17 protein-coding genes are annotated in these 18,535 nt (G+C 51.2%); 11 read left to right on the top strand and 6 right to left on the bottom strand.

Features of this window, described 5'->3' with window-relative positions:
* The first annotated feature begins 494 nt into the window (after positions 1-494).
* The gene (locus tag GC097_RS23605; RefSeq protein ID WP_171685766.1) at positions 495-1,358 is read left to right on the top strand and encodes an arylamine N-acetyltransferase family protein; all 864 of its coding nucleotides are present in this window, start codon (positions 495-497) and stop codon (positions 1,356-1,358) included.
* A 100-nt stretch (positions 1,359-1,458) separates the two neighbouring features.
* Here GC097_RS23605 and GC097_RS23600 read toward each other — a convergent pair whose 3' ends face one another.
* A complete protein-coding gene (locus GC097_RS23600; RefSeq protein WP_171685765.1) occupies positions 1,459-2,019 on the bottom strand; it encodes a DJ-1/PfpI family protein in 561 nt (186 codons plus the stop codon).
* A gap of 119 nt (positions 2,020-2,138) precedes the next feature.
* Positions 2,139-2,834: a 3D domain-containing protein gene (locus tag GC097_RS23595; protein WP_246294426.1), complete on the bottom strand. Its 696-nt coding sequence runs from the start codon at positions 2,832-2,834 to the stop codon at positions 2,139-2,141.
* Positions 2,835-3,056: 222 nt separating this feature from the next.
* Here GC097_RS23595 and rpoN point away from each other — a divergent pair, with 222 nt between their 5' ends.
* Complete coding sequence (rpoN, locus tag GC097_RS23590) at positions 3,057-4,364, top strand: RNA polymerase factor sigma-54 (protein ID WP_171685763.1); 1,308 nt, start codon at positions 3,057-3,059, stop codon at positions 4,362-4,364.
* A 13-nt stretch (positions 4,365-4,377) separates the two neighbouring features.
* On the opposite strand, the gene ablB is transcribed toward rpoN, so the two are convergent.
* Complete coding sequence (gene ablB, locus GC097_RS23585; protein ID WP_171685762.1) at positions 4,378-5,241, bottom strand: putative beta-lysine N-acetyltransferase; 864 nt, start codon at positions 5,239-5,241, stop codon at positions 4,378-4,380.
* 170 nt (positions 5,242-5,411) lie between these two features.
* Between ablB and GC097_RS23580 the strand changes: the two genes are divergently transcribed.
* The 7 genes from GC097_RS23580 to GC097_RS23550 are packed head-to-tail and all read left to right on the top strand — an operon-like array spanning position 5,412 to position 12,516.
* Complete coding sequence (locus tag GC097_RS23580) at positions 5,412-5,675, top strand: YokU family protein (RefSeq protein ID WP_171685761.1); 264 nt, start codon at positions 5,412-5,414, stop codon at positions 5,673-5,675.
* A 34-nt stretch (positions 5,676-5,709) separates the two neighbouring features.
* Positions 5,710-7,077: an aspartate aminotransferase family protein gene (locus GC097_RS23575; RefSeq protein ID WP_171685760.1), complete on the top strand. Its 1,368-nt coding sequence runs from the start codon at positions 5,710-5,712 to the stop codon at positions 7,075-7,077.
* On the top strand, positions 7,064-7,774 hold the full coding sequence (locus GC097_RS23570) for a CoA transferase subunit A (protein WP_171685759.1): 711 nt from the start codon (positions 7,064-7,066) through the stop codon (positions 7,772-7,774). The genes GC097_RS23575 and GC097_RS23570 overlap by 14 nt, the downstream gene beginning before the upstream one ends.
* Entirely contained in the window at positions 7,741-8,403 is a 663-nt protein-coding gene (locus GC097_RS23565) for a 3-oxoacid CoA-transferase subunit B (RefSeq protein WP_171685758.1), read from the top strand. Before GC097_RS23570 ends, GC097_RS23565 begins: the two co-directional genes overlap by 34 nt.
* Positions 8,404-8,433: 30 nt before the next feature.
* On the top strand, positions 8,434-9,723 hold the full coding sequence (locus GC097_RS23560; RefSeq protein WP_246294425.1) for a peptidase: 1,290 nt from the start codon (positions 8,434-8,436) through the stop codon (positions 9,721-9,723).
* A gap of 9 nt (positions 9,724-9,732) precedes the next feature.
* Complete coding sequence (gene gabT, locus GC097_RS23555) at positions 9,733-11,082, top strand: 4-aminobutyrate--2-oxoglutarate transaminase (RefSeq protein WP_376768416.1); 1,350 nt, start codon at positions 9,733-9,735, stop codon at positions 11,080-11,082.
* A gap of 15 nt (positions 11,083-11,097) precedes the next feature.
* On the top strand, positions 11,098-12,516 hold the full coding sequence (locus tag GC097_RS23550) for an aldehyde dehydrogenase family protein (RefSeq protein WP_171685756.1): 1,419 nt from the start codon (positions 11,098-11,100) through the stop codon (positions 12,514-12,516).
* 300 nt (positions 12,517-12,816) lie between these two features.
* On the opposite strand, the gene GC097_RS23545 is transcribed toward GC097_RS23550, so the two are convergent.
* From GC097_RS23545 to GC097_RS23535, 3 genes are all read right to left on the bottom strand, one after another.
* Positions 12,817-12,975: a hypothetical protein gene (locus tag GC097_RS23545; RefSeq protein ID WP_171685755.1), complete on the bottom strand. Its 159-nt coding sequence runs from the start codon at positions 12,973-12,975 to the stop codon at positions 12,817-12,819.
* Between the two features lie 100 nt (positions 12,976-13,075).
* Positions 13,076-14,470 carry a lysine 2,3-aminomutase gene (gene kamA, locus GC097_RS23540; protein ID WP_171685754.1) on the bottom strand — a complete coding sequence of 465 codons (1,395 nt, stop codon included), beginning with the start codon at positions 14,468-14,470 and terminating at the stop codon, positions 13,076-13,078.
* Positions 14,471-14,581: 111 nt separating this feature from the next.
* Complete coding sequence (locus GC097_RS23535) at positions 14,582-16,003, bottom strand: sigma-54 interaction domain-containing protein (protein ID WP_171685753.1); 1,422 nt, start codon at positions 16,001-16,003, stop codon at positions 14,582-14,584.
* 194 nt (positions 16,004-16,197) lie between these two features.
* Here GC097_RS23535 and GC097_RS23530 point away from each other — a divergent pair, with 194 nt between their 5' ends.
* Both GC097_RS23530 and GC097_RS23525 read left to right on the top strand, forming a co-directional pair.
* On the top strand, positions 16,198-16,911 hold the full coding sequence (locus GC097_RS23530) for an ABC transporter ATP-binding protein (protein WP_171685752.1): 714 nt from the start codon (positions 16,198-16,200) through the stop codon (positions 16,909-16,911).
* 13 nt (positions 16,912-16,924) lie between these two features.
* Positions 16,925-18,148 carry an ABC transporter permease gene (locus GC097_RS23525; protein ID WP_171685751.1) on the top strand — a complete coding sequence of 408 codons (1,224 nt, stop codon included), beginning with the start codon at positions 16,925-16,927 and terminating at the stop codon, positions 18,146-18,148.
* Positions 18,149-18,535 lie beyond the last annotated feature (387 nt).

Below are 18,535 nucleotides of genomic sequence, written 5' to 3'. Positions count from 1 at the left end.
GTACTTGGGAGTAGCCCCTTCTTTTGTTCGCAGGATGGTTCGCTCATCGAAATCAGGCGTTAGAGAGGATTTGCAGGGAATCCGGTGTAAGAGGGAGCTTACAGGGCATCCAGGTGTAAGAGGTAGCTTACAGGGCATCCAGGCGGAGGGAGATACAGGGAACTACAGGGGATTCGAGCGTAAGAGGGAACCAGAGGGCGCTATTTATGCATAATGGGCGGATTTCGGCATTTGAACGGAACTACAGGGTCTTATTTGCCCCAAAAGGCTATATTTTGGCTAAAATCGGTGAAATAGAGGACCGTAGTTCCCTTTCACTTGTCATATTGCTCATATATTGGAGAATAGAGGACCAGAGTTCCTTCTCGTTGAAATTCCGCATAACCTTTGTCCAATATATTGTCCATCAGGCTTGAGTGGGAAACTGATTTTAATTGGATAATCCTGTTGGCCGCAAAAATAGCTGAAAATGATGGGTAGAAGGAGGGAATGGAATGCTAACGAAGACAGAAATAACGGCCTATTTGAACCGAATAGGCATTGAGGAGATTCAGGCTCCAACCAGAGCTTTTTTGTTTGATCTGCATAGAGCGCATGTGGCCAATGTTTCATGGCAAACACTTGATATTTACGCGGGTAGGCCGACATCCATCGATGTGCAGGAGACGGTTCAGCTTATGATCAATCATCGAAGCGGGTATTGTTTTCATTTGAATGGGGCTTTTGCTGCGCTTCTTCGGGCTTTAGGCTATCAAATTTCGTGGCATAGAGCTGGCGTTCAGCCAATCGGCGAGGAGCCGAGGATCAATTCATTTCACCTGGGCGTAACGGTCCGTTTGAGAAATGAAACAGGGGAGATCGAGCCGTGGATCGTTGATGTCGGACTCGGCGATATGCCCTATGAGCCGCTGCCGCTGCAATTTGGGGAGTATCAACAGGGACCTGCGAAGTATCAAGTAACATCGTCTAGTGTCGCTGAGCACGGTTGGCGCTTGGAACATGATCCGCTTCATGCTTATGCCGGCGTCGACTACTCGCCTGAGGTTGTACAGGATTTAGACTTATTTATACCTAATCATGAATATTACAGCCGGTCAAGCGATTCGCCTTGGATCAATTTGTTTCTTCTACGACAGAGGCATGCACTAGAGAGCAATGAACTCAGAGGCTGCGTATGGAAAAAGTGGGATCATAGCGGTGTTGAATCGACCGAGATAGCGAGCCAAAACCATTGGTTGGAGGTCATGTCGTCTATTTTTAATGAACGACTTGTCACCTACTCCGGCTTGGAACGAGATGAGCTATGGAAGCGGGTAAAGAAACAGCATGAGGATTGGAAGAAGCTAACGAACAAATAAAGAAAACAAAGACCAGTCTGACACCGGCGTGTTTGGACTGGTCTTTATATTTGGCGACACCCACTGGATGAACGCCCCCGGTATATACAACTTTTGCAGCTTAGTTAGAAAGTAATATCAAAAACTCACGCATGAAGCCCGGTAAATCCGGCCAAGCGTGACCAGAGACTAAGTTCCCGTCCACATGAAGCGTATCGGCTGCATACTTGGCTCCGAGCTGCTCGATGTCCAAACGGCAAGCGGTATATGCTGTCATGGTGCGTCCTTCAAAGTAGCGATTGTCTTTTAAAGCGGAAAAGACTTGCGCAGCATGGCAAATAGCGCCCACCGGCTTCTCAGCTTCAAGGAAATGACGAATAATGCGTGGAACATGCTCATTCGAACGAATGTATTCAGGGGCTCTGCCTCCTGGAATGATAAGCCCATCAAACTGACTAGGATCGACGTCAGCAAAAGCGATATCCGACGGCAGCAGATGCCCCGGCTTTTCTGTGTAGGTTTCCCAGCCTTCGATAAAATCATGGACGACTGTATGAAGCACTTTCTTCGTCGGTGAAGCAATAACGGCTTCATACCCTTCTTCTAATACTCGAAAATAAGGGTAATAAACTTCCAAGACTTCTGCAGCATCGCCGGTAAGAATTAGGATTCTCTTTGACATCGTATCACTCCTTGGAAATAGATGGGAACTCATAAGTAATTATGAATAACCCTGGCCAAGTTGTAAACGGGTGGAAATTGATACGAATTGTCGAAGCATGAGGGAATTCTGAATTCTTCCTAAATATTCTCTCGATCCAGCAAATAAACTTTCACATTCTTCTTCACGCCGAATTCCTGCGCCTGACTCAGATCGTTCATGAACACATCGATTCTCGATCCGCGGATGGCCGAGCCGATATCCTCAGCTTTGCGAATGCCGATGCCCTCGATGAAAACGGTGGAGCCTAGAGGGATGACGGCAGGATCGACGGCGATCGTTCGTCCTTCCTTTGCTTTTAAACCGCTGAAGGTAATGCCGTACAATGGATGGGAGGCTTTTTTGCCGGTAGATTCGAAGCCCGCCGTATAGGCCGTCAGTGTCGTGTTGATCACTTTTTTTATAATTTTTGGTTGTGTTTTAACGGAAGATGATCCTGTCCCGCCTGAAGGAATCTTCAGAACTTGGCCGATTGTGAGCCCCCGCGGGTCCCCAATATTGTTGAAGGCCATAAGGTCGTTCACGTCGATCTCAAAATCGCGGGCGATTTTGTACAGAGTATCTCCTTTGTTTACCAGATATTGCGTGGCTGGCGGCATGGCCGTTGATACGGTATCGGTTTCAGGCTCGGCTGCCGTGTCATTTGCTGCAAGACTGTAAAATGGCGGAAGTTCCATATTTTCATCGCTGCCCGGGAAGGAATAGGCTTTTTCCGCATACCCTAAGCTGAATAACAGTGGAAGTACGAAAGTCCAATACATGATCTTACGAAACATCATAGCTCCTCCTCAAAGAAAGATAATAGAGTTATTGCTACTAGACTCGTCCAAAATATATTTTTCTATACGTACTCTATGAAAATTCACTAGATTCAAGCGCGTGAAGGCCCCTTGCGGGCTTTTTTAATGTTTACAGACCAAGTGGCAAGCGATCGTTCTAGCGTGAATACACTATAGCAACAACGTAAAGGAATGATGTTGATGCGCCCAGGGTACGGAATGTTCCAACAACAATCGGTGAAAATGCGGTTGACACCGCAGCTGCGCAAAGCGATAACGATCCTGCAGCTCTCGACACCGGAATTGCTGGAGGTTGTCCAGCAGGAGATGGATGAGAATCCGGTTTTGGAATTCGCCCCCGTTCAAGAGCGGGCTGCCGAGTTTTCGACCTATCGTTCTACCAGCAAGAGGGACTCCGACGCTCCCTATGATCTGCTTAACCATGCCGCTTCGAACGAGATATCCTTGGAAAGGCATTTGAAGGAGCAGCTCATGTTCATGCCCAAAATACCGCAAACACTGCGCCGAATTGTTGTTTTTATGATCGGGAACTTGGACGCTAATGGCTATCTTCGACCTTCATTAAGTGAAATTTCGGATGCTCTGAAGGTGGAGGGTGAGCTAGCGGAGCAGGCGATCAGCCTTTTGCAAAGCTTTGAGCCTACCGGTGTAGGAGCGAGAAATTTGCGGGAATGTCTGCTTTTGCAAGTCCAGTCTTTGGCTGAAAGCTTTCCATTGGTCGCTGTTCTCATTCGCCATCATCTGAAAGATGTTGCCGGTTATCACGTTCACAAACTATCGCAGCGTTTGCAAGCTTCACCGCAAGAAATTCAGGCAGCCATGGATGTCATCAAGGGGGTGAATCCCAGACCCGGGGCTGCCTTTCATACAGAAGCCGTTCACTATATCATGCCGGAAATCGTCATTGAGCAATCAGGCGAAAGGCTCGCGGTGCACACTCATCAGGCATCGCTTCCCCGGCTCTCGATGAACGGTTACTATGAGCGAATCGCGAGGGAGGGAAGAGATACGAACGAAGCCGCCCGATTCCTGGCAGGCAAAATCCAATCGGCGATGTTCTTCCTAAGGTGCTTGGAGCAGCGGCGAAAGACGATTTTCCGTGTGGCGCAAGCGATCGCAGACGAGCAGAGTGAGTTTTTTTGGAGGGGGACGGCCCATCTCAAACCGATGACATTGAAGCATATTGCCGATAAGCTGGGCATGCATGAATCGACTGTCAGCCGCGCAACGGCCGGAAAATATGCCCAAACGCCATGGGGCATCTTCGAGCTCAAGCATTTTTTCCCGTCTGGCCTGCCAAATCAAAGTGGAGAAGCAGCGTCCTCCGAACGTGTCAAAAGCAGATTGAAGGAATGGGTCCGCAGCGAGAATCCGGCCAAACCCTACTCTGATCACAAGCTGGCAGCTCTGCTGATGCAGGAGGGCATTCAGATCTCGCGCCGCACGGTGGCGAAATATCGGGAAGAGCTGGGCATTTCTTCTTCCCAGAGAAGGAAACGCATATAGATACCATAGAGGGTCACGGCCCGCTTAAAGCTTTGGCCCATAAATTCATGTCCTCATATTTATCGTAGATGTCGCAGTTTTTCGTCAGCCTGCCGTAGTACCCATAGCCCATCTGATAGAAAACGGCATTCATGCCGAAGGAAAGAGCTCTGGATAACGAGTAAGCGCAAATAATCCGGCGAGCGATCAATTCCTCCTCCAAAGCATGCATCAAAAGTTTCATGAGTCCTTGGCCCCGGAAGGCGGGAAGTGTGGCGCAATCGGTCATTTCCGCATTGGCGTACACCGTATTGATTTCTGCGGAAGCGGCGCTAATAAGCACATCCTGCGACTCGACGAGATAATAAACCGTGCCATCCCTCATCGTTTTTGCAACATAGCCGGGATCGTTCATAGGTGTAGGGTAGGTTTGAAAAATTTGGCCGTACAAATGCGAAAGGGACTCCGAATCCTCGATGCGGGCTAAACGCAGAGTAAAGTGCTCAGGTACGGCAGGCCGGTCCGGTTTGCTGGGAAGGGCCAGCACCTGCTGCAAAATGCGATCCTCCTCCATCCAATAATCGCTGCTTCTCCGCTCCAGATCCCAATAAAATGCCATGCAGTAGGCGTCCTTGCCGCGAAAATATCCTTTATAAATGCCCTCCAACATGCCGCCTTTTCCTAAAAAAGTTTGCCAATCCTCTTCCCGCGATTTAATAAAAACTTTGGTCAGCGCATGCTTTTGGGCTAAACCGGCTATGCGCGCGCAGATGGCATTCACATTGCCATGGTAGTCGTCTACCCGCAGTCTCTTGTTCATGAAATCGAGGCAAAAGCTTACCGTATAATCGTCGCCGTGTTCGATTTCATTGCTGTATGCCGGCAGATCATTTGGCATTTCGCATTCCCCCCTTCTTCTTAACATGGTTATATGCTTAGATCCGGAATATTAGCCTTGCAATACTTTGCTGTGTCGGTCAAAAGTTGGCATGCATATTGCTTCGTTATTAGGCAGATGCAGCTGCTGCGCAAAACATATCCGTTGGTCATGAAGGAGGCTATAAGCTTATGCAATGCATGTGGTGTGAGACCGAAGATGTCCGGGATAGTGTCAAAGATTGCTACTGGATCATGCCGGACGGGAGGATGGCTGTGCAGATTTTGGATGTTCCGGCGATCGAGTGCGCCAACTGCCGGACCTATGTGCCGGAAGGCACCGCACAGCAGATCGAAGAGATGCTGTATTGGCATGATGTTTCTGCGCTTGGAAGCGCCTTTCGCTATGAAGAGCTGTTGAAAGCGCCTCGGGTCAAGAATATGTTTCTGAAATAAAACCATAGTGATGGCTGATCAGCGGGGGTGCCTTATGGAGCGGGAGCATTTAATCAAGCCGGTTTTGGACCATCCTTATCCCACGGTTCAATACGGAAAAGGGGTGTTCCTCTACGATGACCAAGGAAAAGCGTATCTGGACGGGGCTTCAGGAGCTGTGACCGCCGGCATCGGACACGGCGTGCCGGAAATCATTGAGGCGATGACTGAGCAGGCAAGCAAGGTATCTTTTGTATACCGTTCCCAGTTTACGAGCGAACCGGCAGAGAAACTCGCCAAGAAGCTGAGCGATTTGGAGCCCGGCGGCGATTACTGGGCCTTCTTCGTGAACAGCGGCTCCGAAGCGACGGAGACGGCGATGAAGATTGCCATTCAGCATTGGCAAGAGAAAGGCCGATTTGGAAAAAACAAAGTGATATCGCGCAGAATGAGCTATCACGGCATCACTATGGGCGCGCTTTCGATGTCCGGTCATGTGCTAAGGAGAAGGCGGTTTATTCCGCTTTTAGAAGACTTTCCAGTCGTGGCTCCTCCCTATTGCTACCGGTGTCCGTTCAAGTTGAATGCCGCTTCTTGCAAGCTGGCATGTGCTGACGACTTGGAAACCGCGATTAAACGAATAGGTGCCGAGCATATCGCTGCATTCATTGCCGAGCCCATTGTAGGGGCTGCCGGAGGAGCGATTGTTCCGCCTGAAGGCTACTACAAGAGGATCAAAGAGATCTGCGATCGCCATGAGATCTTATTTATCGCCGACGAGGTCATGACCGGTATTGCCCGAACGGGGGAAATGTTCGGCATGCAGCACGACGGCGTAGAGCCGGATCTGATCGCGCTGGGCAAAGGCTTGAGCGCCGGCTACACGCCGATGGCCGCCACGTTGGTCAAGGACCATGTGATGGCGCCTATTTTGCAAGGCTCCAAAAGCATCATGGCCGGCCATACCTACAGCGCCAATCCGCAGTCGGCGGCTGTGTCGCTGGCGGTCCTGGACTACATCGAGAAGCATCAGCTCGCTCAGGCCGCTCAAAGCAGGGGAGTTTATTTGATGGCTAAGCTGCGTCAGCTGGCAGATGGCATCGAGATCATTGGCGATGTCAGAGGCAGAGGCTTGCTGCTGGGCATCGAGTTCGTGCGGAATCGGGACGATAAAGAGATGTTTCCGCCTGCTGCGGGCATCACCGCCCGGATCATAGACAAAGCCTTTCATAAAGGCTTGCTCGTATATCCCGCAGCGGGAGCTGTGGACGGGGCCGGGGACGCTATAATTGTAGCGCCGCCTCTTGTCATTACGGAAGCGGAAATCGATCTACTAGTGCTGCTTTTGGAAGAAGCCGTTCGGGAAGTCATGGATGAGTTGGCTAGAGAGTCAGCCGGAGGTGGCAAGGATGGAGAGATCTGAACTGAGCAAAGTGAAGAGCTTGGAGGAAGCGCTTCATGCGATTAACGACGGCTGCACGCTCATGTACGGCGGGTTTGGCGGTATTGGCACACCGCCGACGCTGATCGATGGCATTTTGCGCAAAGGGGTCAAAAACTTAACGATTATCGGCAACGATACCGGTTTTCCGCATATCGGGATTGGCCGTTTAGTGACCGCCGGGCAGGTGAAAAAGGTAATTGCCTCCCACATCGGCTCCAATCCTAACGCGGGACAAATGATGGAGGACGGCTCGATGGAGGTCGTCTTTTATCCGCAAGGAACGCTGGCGGAAAAAATCCGGGCAGGCGGCGTCGGGCTCGGAGGCATTTTGGTGGACGTCGGGGTCGGCACGATGATGGGGGAAGGCAGGGAGACGGTTTCGATCGATGAGCGAACGTATTTGGTGGAGCCGGCTTTGACGGCTGATGTGGCGATCGTTCATGCGTTGAAGGCCGATCCCTACGGCAATCTTGTCTATGATAAAAGCGGCAGAAATTACAATCCGCTCGTTGCGATGGCCGGTGCATGTACGGTTGCCGAAGTCGATGAAATTGTGCCGCTTGGCGCGCTGGACCCCGAAAGTATTGTCACACCGGGCATTTTCGTCGATATGGTCATCCTCAGCAAAGGAGTGAATTGGCAATGGGTATGGGAAAAGAAAACCGTGTCCGAATAGCGAAGCGGGCCGCTCAGGAATTGAAAAACGGCATGGCCGTCAATTTAGGCATCGGTATCCCGACCCAGGTTGCGGACTATGTGCCGGAGGGTGTTCAGATTGTTTTTCACGCGGAAAACGGCATCTTGTACGCAGGCGGAGCACCGAATCCGGGAGAGGAGGATGCGTTTCTTTGCAACGCAGGAGGGTATCCGGTGACGATTGTAGATGGAGCTTCCTACTGCGACAGTTCCATTGCTTTTGCCATGATACGCAGAGGCTGTATTGATATTACGATCCTTGGGGCGCTGGAGGTTAGCGAGCGGGGTGATTTGGCGAATTGGATCGTACCGGGCAAGCGGGTGGCCGGCATCGGGGGAGCGATGGAGCTTGCGCAAAAAGCGAAAAAAGTGATCGTGCTCATGAACCATATCAACCGGCAGGGCGAATCCAAGGTGAAGAAGCAGTGTGAGCTGCCGCTGACCGCGCGGGCTTGCGTGAAGCTGATTATAACGGAAATGGCTGTGATGGAAGTGACGGAGCATGGGCTGCTTTTGAAAGAAATCATGTTGCCGTATACGGTTGATGACGTGATGCGTCATACGGAGGCCGCTTTGATCATACCTGAGCATATTTCATACATTCCATAATGGGAAGCGAAACGAAAGGAGGGAATTCCTTTGTCGAAGCTGAACGCTGATCTGCAGGAACGAATTCATGAGTGGATAACGCTTCATCGCAGCGCAGGGATCGCATTGCTGCAGCAAATGGTGAGAATAGCAAGCACACAGGGCAATGAGAAGGAAGTTCAGCTCCTCGTGGCCGATCAGCTGCACGGTCTGAAATTGGACGTGGACATGTGGGAGCCGGACGGAGAGGGACTTGCGGGGCATCCGTATTTTTGCTCACCGCGAAATCATTTTGCAGGCAGTCCCAACGTTGTGGGTGTTTTGAAGGGGGCCGGAGGGGGACGTTCCCTTCTGCTTAACGGTCATGTAGACGTTGTGCCGGAGGGCCAGAGGGATCAGTGGCAGCACGATCCTTACAGCGGCGAAGTGACAGGCGGCAAGCTGTACGGACGCGGCGCGACGGATATGAAAGGCGGCAATACAGCGCTTCTGCTTGCGCTCGGAGCTATTCAGGGACTAGGGCTGAAGCTGAAAGGCGATGTTATTTTTCAAAGCGTTGTGGAAGAGGAAAGCGGCGGGGCTGGGACGCTGGCAGCTATCGTGAGAGGGTACAAGGCGGATGCAGCTCTCATTCCGGAGCCTACGAATTTGCGCATTTTTCCAAAGCAGCAGGGCTCGATGTGGTTCCGCATTGAGGTCAAAGGCCGCTCGGCGCATGGCGGAACCCGATATGAGGGCGTTAGCGCGATTGAGAAAAGCATCGTTGTCATTCAGCATATCCGGGAGCTGGAGAAGGAGAGGAATGCCCGGATCAAAGATCCGCTGTACGCCAACAACCCGATTCCGATTCCCATTAATCTGGGTGTTATTCAAGGCGGGAATTGGCCCTCATCCGTTCCCGATACGGTAAAGCTGGAGGGACGTATGGGCGTTGCCCCTGATGAGAAGTTGGAAGAGGCCAGAGAGGAAATGCTCAGGTGGATCGGTCGGTTGAAGGATGTTGATCCATGGTTTGCAGAGCATCCGCCTGGCTTGGAATGGTTCGGAGCGCAATGGGTGCCGGGCAGCGTCGATCCGGGGCATCCGCTGATGGAGGTGCTCTTGCAGCAGTATCGTGAGGTTAAGCAAGAAGAGCCGGTCATTGAAGCATCGCCTTGGGGCACGGATGGCGGCTTACTGACGCAGTTGGGGGAGACGCCTTGTTTGGTTTTTGGTCCGGGTATTACGCAAGTCGCGCATTATCCGAATGAGCACATTGTGCTTGAGGATGTGTTCGTGGCTGCGGAAATCATCGCGCTGACCTTGCTTCATTGGTGCGGTCTTGACAGAATGGAGGCATAGCGGATGGATGTGAAGGAGAAAAAGACGGCCTACATTGAGATGAAGACTTCTCTGCCGGGGCCGCAAGCTCAGCAGCTGCTGGAGCGCCGTATGGCGAGCATTCCGCGGGGGCCATTCAACACCGTACCTACCTTTGCGGCAAAAGGGGAGGGAGCGCTGCTCACCGATGTCGACGGGAATACCTTTATCGATTTCGCCGGCGCAATCGGCTCTTTGAATGTCGGCCATTGTCCGCCCAAAGTGGTGGAAGCGCTGAAGGCGCAGCTGGACCGCTATCTGCATCCCTGCTTCCATGTGATGATGTATGAGCCGTATGTGGCTCTTGCTGAGAAATTAAACGAATTGACGCCTGGCGACCATCGAAAAAAAACGTTTTTTTTGAACAGCGGGGCGGAGGCTGTTGAGAATGCCGTGAAAATCGCACGCAAATATACGGGGCGCAGAGCCGTCATATCTTTCGAGCGCGGCTTTCACGGTAGAACCTACATGGCGATGTCGCTCACAAGTAAGGTGAAGCCTTACAAAAATGGCTTCGGTCCTTTTGCACCCGATACGTATAAAATGCCCTATCCGTACTACTACCGCGCTCCTGGCGGCATGTCTGAGGATGAGGTGGATGATCAAATTTTGCAGAAATTTGATGATTTTTTCTTGGCCGAGGTTCCGGGCGAGGATGTAGCTGCCGTGATCCTTGAGCCTGTTCAAGGCGAAGGGGGCTTTGTCATCCCTTCCACACGGTTTATCAAGGGCGTGAGACGCATTTGCGACAAGTATGGCATCCTGCTGATTGCGGATGAAGTGCAAACGGGCTTCGGGCGTACGGGCCGTATGTTTGCCATGGAGCATCATGGCGTCGTTCCCGATCTCATGACGATGTCCAAATCGATTGCCGCCGGGCTGCCAATCAGCGCCGTGACAGGCCGGGCTGAGATCATGGACGCCCCGGGCGTTGGGGAAATCGGCGGCACGTACGGCGGCAGCCCGCTCGGGTGTGTCGCTGCCCTGCAAGTCATTGCTATGCTGGAGGAGGAGCGGCTGGCAGAAAGAGCCATTGCCATAGGGGCAACGGTAAGTGAAAGGTTTCTTACGCTGCAGCAGGAATTCGGTTGTATCGGGGATGTGCGCACATTAGGTGCGATGAGTGCCGTTGAGTTGGTGAAAGATCCTGTGAGCCGGACACCGGATAAGGAGCTGACGGCCCGGATTTTGCAGGAGGCGCATCAACATGGCGTTATCGTGATGAGCGCGGGAATTTACGGGAATGTGATTCGTATTCTAAGCCCGCTGGTGATCACGGATGAGCAGCTTGCCGAGGGCTTGGATGTGCTGGAGGCGGCATTTAGGGCTTGCAGCAGCTAGGAAAGGGGAAACAGCATGAGAAAGCATTTATTCATTGAAGGGCAGTGGGTGGAGGCTGGCGAGTACCGGCCTTTATTCTCACCCTACAGCGGCGAACAAATTGCCGAGATTGCGTACGCAGGAGCGGGCGAAGTGCAGCAGGCGCTTGATGCCGCTGAACGAGCCAGACCCGTGATGGCGCGGATGCCGGCGCATGAACGGGCAGCGATTTTAGAGAGGCTGGCTGCATTGATCCGCGAGAAGGCGGAAGAATGCGCAGGCATTATTGCGCTTGAAGCGGCGAAGCCAATCACGACGGCGAAGCTGGAAGTGGAGCGCACGATCGCCACGTATAAGTTCGCCGCTGAAGAGGCGAAACGGATTCACGGCGAAACGATTCCGATGGACGCAGCGCCGGGCGGAGAGGATCGTGTGGCGTATACGATTCGCCAGCCTTTGGGCGTCGTTGCGGCGATAACACCGTTCAACTTTCCGATGAATTTGGTTGCGCACAAAGTAGGTCCAGCGATCGCTGCGGGCAATACGATTGTGCTGAAGCCGGCAGGCCAAACGCCGTTGTCTGCGTTGTTTTTGGCGGAGCTTTTGCAGCAGGCGGGGCTTCCGGCCGGCGCGCTGAACGTTGTGACCGGCAGCGGGAGCCTGATCGGCGATCTCCTCGTGACGGACGCGCGCGTGAAGGCGGTCACCTTCACGGGCTCCCCGGAGGTCGGCATCGCCATTCGCAGTAAGGCGGGCCTCAAAAAAGTCATTTTAGAGCTAGGATCCAATTCGGCGTTAATTGTCGATCAAGGGACGGTTGTGGATGACATGATCGCGAGGGCGGTCACAGGGGCTTTTTCCTATGCGGGTCAGGTGTGTATTTCGATTCAGCGGATATACGTGCATGAGCAGTTGTTTGATGAATTTGTCGGAAAGTTCGTCAAACAGACGGAGATGCTTCGATTAGGGGATCCGCTTGATTTCAAAACGGATGTATCGGCTGTCATCAGTTCGCGTGATGCCGAGAGGGCTATGGAGTGGATAGCGGATGCAGAGAAATCAGGCGCTGTTGTTGCAATCGGCAACCGGAAAGAGGGGAATGTCGTGCATCCGACAGTCCTGCTGCATGTCGATGCAGCGAGCAGCGTCTCCTGTCGGGAAGCTTTTGCTCCCGTTGTGATGATCAATAAAATCTCCACCATCGAGGAAGCCATTCGTTTGGTTAACGACTCCAGGTATGGCTTGCAAGCGGGGATATACACGCAAAATATGCGGACGGCGTTCGCCGCTGCCGAAGCATTAGAGGTCGGAGGCGTCATGATCAATGACATCCCCACCTTCCGCGTAGACCACATGCCGTACGGCGGGGTCAAAGAAAGCGGAACAGGACGCGAAGGCGTGAAATACGCTGTGGAGGAGCTGACCGAGCTGAAGCTGATTTGTTTTAAAAAGTAGATTAGTAGGCCGGGAATCGCCATGCTGCCTGTTTCCAATCAGTGGGCTACCCCAACGCATCAACCTGCGATGCCTCACATTTACAAAGTACCGCGTCAACCCTCGTGCGAAGGGGAACTACGGGGCGCTATTTGAGCCAAATGTGCTGATTTCAGCATCAGACGGAACTACAGGGTCTTATTCTGGTCCAAATGCTTACATTTGGACCAGAAAGGCAAAATATGGGATCATAGTTCCCTCTGACGGGGAAAAGCGATGATTTCCCGCAGAATAACGGACCATAGTTCCCTCCCCGCACACTCACCGCTCCGCGCACCCCGCAAACTGACTGCTCCCCGCTGGGCTCCTCGCTCCCGCTGTGCTCTCGCCGCACCTCCGCTCGCCGCAAACTGACCGCTCCCGCTGGGCTCCTTGCTCGCACTCCGCTCGCCGCAAACTGACCGCTCCCGCTGGGCTCATCGCCCGACCTCCGCTGCTCTTTTTAGTCTCGCCGCCATTCTCCCACTTCCGTTCCTCGCCCACCTTGACCCCATTGTGCGTTTCCCGTGTCAGGCGCCTCCTAGGACGGACTGTCTTCCGCAGCGTCCGTGTGGCTCTCCTTCTGCTGCCCCTTCATCAGCTTATCCTTCATCTCATCCCGTTTGCCCCGCCGATCCTTGAGGGAAGCGTGATCCGGCGATGCCAAGTACGCTTTTCTCCGGCCGATTCGGTGCAAATTTTCTGGCACTAAGTTGAATTTTTCATCTTTCATTAGCGCAATGATGCCTGTGCTCTCAGGCTGCTTCTCAACACCGTAGATTTCGTTGAAATACTCATCCGCCCGGCCAGGCACGTAATTTTTGGGCTCCGGGTACCCGACGATCACGCCCTCGTAGTTGCGCAAAATAACTTTATCTTGGCTCTGCGAGATCAAATAGTTCGGCTGCAGCGCGATTTTGCCGCCGCCGCCGGGGGCATCGACGACGAAGGTTGGCACAGCATACCCACTCGTGTGTCCCCGCAAGGACTCGATAATCTCCAACCCTTTGGATACCGGCGCTCGGAAGTGCCCGATGCCTTCGGAGAGGTCACACTGGTAGATGTAGTAGGGCCGTACACGGATTTTGACTAGATCATGCATGAGCTTTTTCATAATATAGGTGCTGTCGTTGATGCCAGCCAGAATCACCGACTGATTGCCCAGCGGAACGCCGGCGTCCGCCAGCATGGCGCAAGCTTTCTTCGCTTCCTCCGTGATTTCGAGCGGATGGTTAAAATGCGTATTCAGCCACACCGGATGATACTTTCGGATAATCGCACATAAGTGCTCCGTAATCCGCTGCGGAAAAACAACCGGCGCCCGTGTACCGATCCGGATAATCTCCACATGTGGGATCTCCCGCAAATTTTTCAATATATACTCCAAAATGTTGTCATTAATCAGCAGCCCATCCCCACCGGAAAGCAAAACGTCGCGCACCTCCGGCGTATTGCGGATATAGGCAATGGCGTCATCCAATTGTTTTTTGGGAACGCCCATGCCGACTTGACCGGAGAAACGGCGGCGCGTGCAGTACCGGCAGTACATCGAGCATTGATTTGTAACCAGAAAAAGCACTCTGTCCGGATAACGATGCGTTAATCCAGGCGTAGGGGAGTCCTCATCCTCATGCAGAGGATCTTCCAGATCGTATTTCGTTTTCAGCAATTCAGCGGAAATAGGGACAGATTGCATGCGAATCGGGCATCGCGGATCATCTGGATTCATCAAAGATGCGTAATAGGGGGTAATATTCAAAGGAATCGTTTGCGTCGATATGCGAACGCCCTCTTCTTCCTCGGGGGTCAAATTCACGACTTTCTTCAGATCATCCAAGGAACGAATGGTGTGTGTCAACTGCCAAAGCCAATCATTCCACTGCTCATCCGTGACGTTTCTCCATAGTGCAACCTCTTTCCAGTGACGTCGTTCCATAGTGGCACCTCCAGTAATGATGTTTGCTCAGTATTAGAAGATGCAAAAAGCATGCCAACATTTCCTCGATACACCGGATAACGCGAAAAAGACTCCTTGCGGAGTCTGACATTAAGGCTTTCTTACGATGCCATAGCGATTAAGTTTATATTGCAGGGCTTGGCGCTTGATGCCGAGCGCTTGCGCGGTCAGGGTAACGTTGTATTGATGGTGGGCGAGCGCGCTCACAATCGCTTCCTTTTCTAGCTGCTTCACCTTATCGGTTAACCCCGTTGAGACCGCCGCCTCATGCCGCTGCTCTGGTCGCATCACATAGTTCCCAAGAATTGAAGCGGGAAGATGAATTTCTTCGATGACTTCACACTCCAGCTCCATCAGATTATAGATCGATTCGATCGCATGGCTCAGTTCGCGAATATTTCCCGGCCAATGATAGTTAAGCAAACGCTGCAAAGCCGCAGGTGCGATGCCCGTAATCTTCATACCAAACAGTTCATTGAATTTATCTATAAAATGATTCGTCAAAATCGGAATATCCTCTTTACGCCTGGCGAGCGGAGGGAGTGTAAGATTCACAACATTCAATCTGTAAAATAGATCGCTGCGCAGCATGCCCTTATCCAAGGCATCCCTAGGGTCTATATTCATAGCGGTAATGATGCGGACATCCACCTGCTGCTCATGCGTGCCCCCAACCCGGCGAACAAGACCGTCCTGCAGCACACGCAACAATTTCGCCTGCAACAATAAATCCAAGCTGTTCAATTCATCGAGAAAAAGCGTTCCGCCATTGGCCTGTTCAAATAAGCCGGCTCTGTCGACAGCCCCAGTAAAGGCGCCTCTAGCTGTTCCGAACATAATGCCTTCCATAAGTTCATTTGGGACAGCCGCACAATTTTGCGCGATAAATAGACGGTTTCTTCGGGCCCCCGCATTATGGATGCTTTGGGCTACCAGTTCCTTTCCCGTGCCGGTCGGACCGCAGATCAAAACGGGCGAGCTTGTACGCGATGCTTTTTTGGCAAAAGAGATCGTCTGCTGGAAAGCTTCGTTGCTGCCGATTAAATCGCTGAAATGGTAGCGGGCGGAGCTTGCGCTTTTTTTGTCTTTGGCAGGGGAATCATAAATCTGGTGCCGAAGGTCCAGAATTTGATCGTGGAGATGAACGATGCTTGTAATATCTTTGGCCACCTCCAAGGCGCCGATAATTTCACCATGCTCATGAAGAGGGTACGTACTGTTGATGGTTGTGATTCTTTTGCCCGTGACACTGACATAGGTTTGGATTTTCTCCCTGATTTCCGTGCCGGTTTGCAGCACCTTCATGAAGGTGCTCGTTTCATTGGTTAAGGAGGGAAATAGCTCAAAAAAGTTCTTCCCGACAACCTGCTCCCTTTTCAGCCCATCCGTTTCGGCCATCTTATCATTATAGAAAATGGTGATTCCTTTACGATCAATGAGATGAACGCCGACATCTATGATATTCAGCATTTTTTCAAAATAAGCCGATCCATGCTCGTTCTGTCCGGACATAAGTACCCCCCTCGCGTAAGGATGGTTCCGTGGTTCACTTAACATTTTATGACGGCGGCAGCTGGCTAAGACCAGAAAGTGCAAAAAGCAGAAGGACATAACCCATAACGTCGAAAAGTACCAGCTTGAAAAAAAGTGGCAGAAATGTGAAGATGCCATATATAGGATGAAGGTAGAAGGGAACGTGGCCGCGAATGTCAGAAGAACAAGCAGCTGTATTAGAAGTACATATCGATCAAGCCGGCTATGATGAGGTTCCGGATATCATTAAAAATATTCATTTTGAGGTGCGGCAAGGTGAACTGGTAGGTCTGTTAGGTCCGAATGGAGCCGGCAAAAGCACGACGATTAAGAGCATCCTAGGTTTGTTGAAGGATTTCAAAGGTCAAATCTCTTTTAGGGGTGAGCGAAAAAGCTACGCTTATATCCCGGAGCATCCGATTCTGTACGATGAGTTGACGTTATGGGAGCATATGGAATTCGCCGCATCTGTTTACGAACTGGATCGAACAGTATTTCTGGAACGTGCGGATGATCTCTTGCACCGGTTCCGGCTGCTGGATGAGAAACATCAATTGCCTGGGAAATTTTCTAAAGGGATGCAGCAGAAAATCATGCTGATCCTGGGCTTTTTGAATAAACCGGATGTGTATATTGTCGATGAGCCTTTCATTGGGTTGGATCCGAAGGCGATCAAAGATTTCTTAGGGATGCTGGATGAGGAACGTAAGCGAGGCGCTGGAATTTTGATGAGTACACATGTGTTAGACACTGCAGAAAAGATTTGCAGTTCGTTTGTGCTTCTGTCAGGCGGCAGATTGGTGGCCAACGGCTCCTTGCAGGATATTAGGAAGCAATGCGGCCTGCCGGATGCGCCATTATTCGACTGCTTCCATTCCTTATTATGAGAGGGGGGACCGTATGATGAAAAACTCCTTCCAACTTTTTGCAAGAAGGGTTCGCTCGGATTGGTTTTACCAGTATAAAGCATTACGAACAGCGGTGGATTGGGTGATCGCTTTCTACTTTGTTATTCCGCTGATGATTGTGGCTGGCTATCAATACTACTCTTGGTGGGCGGCTCAGCCTTCCTGGTTTAGTTGGATACCGCTGTTTTTGGTTGGCACGGTTTTCTATCTATTCGCTTGGCTTGGAACGATTCGATATTTTGTTGAGGAAGGGGATCAGCTTTTTCTCAGGCAGAACCGGCGTTGGTTTCAGCATCTCATGCTCCTTGGATACAGATACTCACTTGTGCTGCAGGGGATCACGACGCTGCTTTTGACGCTCGTTTTTCTTCCTTTGCTGGTTCAGACGTATGCTTTTGGCGTGCCTCAGATTGTTTGTTTCTGGTTGCTTACCTATCTGTTGAAAATAAATTTAGGCTTGCTTCGCCAGCTGCTTGCACTTCGTATACAGGGGATCTTGCTTTGGCTGCTGCGGGTCGTGGGTTTTGCCGGGCTGTTCTTTCTATATCAAATGCTAGTTACGGGGGTAAGTCATAGCGCGAATTATATTTGGGCGATTCTGCTGCTTCTTCTGGGACTGGTTGTGTTTCTAAGCAAAATACGTTTGCAAGAGAAAGGGGCCTTCTCTGCAGATATCGCCAGAGAAAGAGATGCTCGGATGCGGATCGTCTCTCTGATGTTGATTCGTGTGATGGAACGAAAAAGAAAACCGAGGCGGAGGCGTCCTCTATTATTTAGAAGTTCACAGCGCTTGTTCAAAGGAAAAGGTGCCGGCAACGGAATTGCTGATTTATTAGCCAAATCCTTTTTTAGAAATAGCACTCAATGGAAGCAAACGATACAGTTTGCCGTTCTGATTAGTGCGGCTATGTTTATTTTGCCGGGACCTCTCAAAATTACGATCTGGATTCTTGCGGCATGCGTGCTGGCATTTTGGCGGAAATCCTTTTGTAAGGATGAATTAACGGCGCCATTTCTGAACCTTTTTCCTATTCAGGATACGGCGAAACATCAAGCACTCCAATTAACAACGCCTATACTTGTGCTGCCTGCGCTGATCTTCATAAGCTTGTGCCTGGGGATCTCCTTTTTCACCTGGTGGGGGCCCATTCTGATGGTTGGAGCCGCAATTCCGTTAGCTTATGGGACTTCTTCCGTTTTTACAAGCTGGTATTGAATATAGCGTTGTAAAGCTGCTGCTATAGACCATGTCAGGAGGCAGGCTAGCAATATCGATGAGAAAGTCCGATCAGGAGGTTGTAATCCTGTTGGAACCATGGTATATTGCTAATCTGCCGATTTGACCCAGGTAATTGCAGGTAATAGCGGTAGGAAACATGCTTTAAAAAAGAATTTAAAAAAATGCTTGCAAATCAAATTTCGACATGGTATATTACTTTTCGCTGCTTCGGTAACGCGGCGGTGAACGAAAGAAATTGATCTTTGAAAACTGAACAACGAGTGAGTAAGCACAGTCGAGCAATCGACTATAAATGAGATGAATAATCTCGCTAGCAAGTCAATGAGCTATTCAGCTTTCAAATACTCGGACGAGCAATCGTTC

It is taken from the genome of Paenibacillus planticolens, assembly GCF_013141725.1.
GTDB classification, from domain to species: Bacteria; Bacillota; Bacilli; order Paenibacillales; family NBRC-103111; genus Paenibacillus_E; species Paenibacillus_E planticolens.
This window is presented reverse-complemented; position numbering and strand designations above follow the sequence as displayed.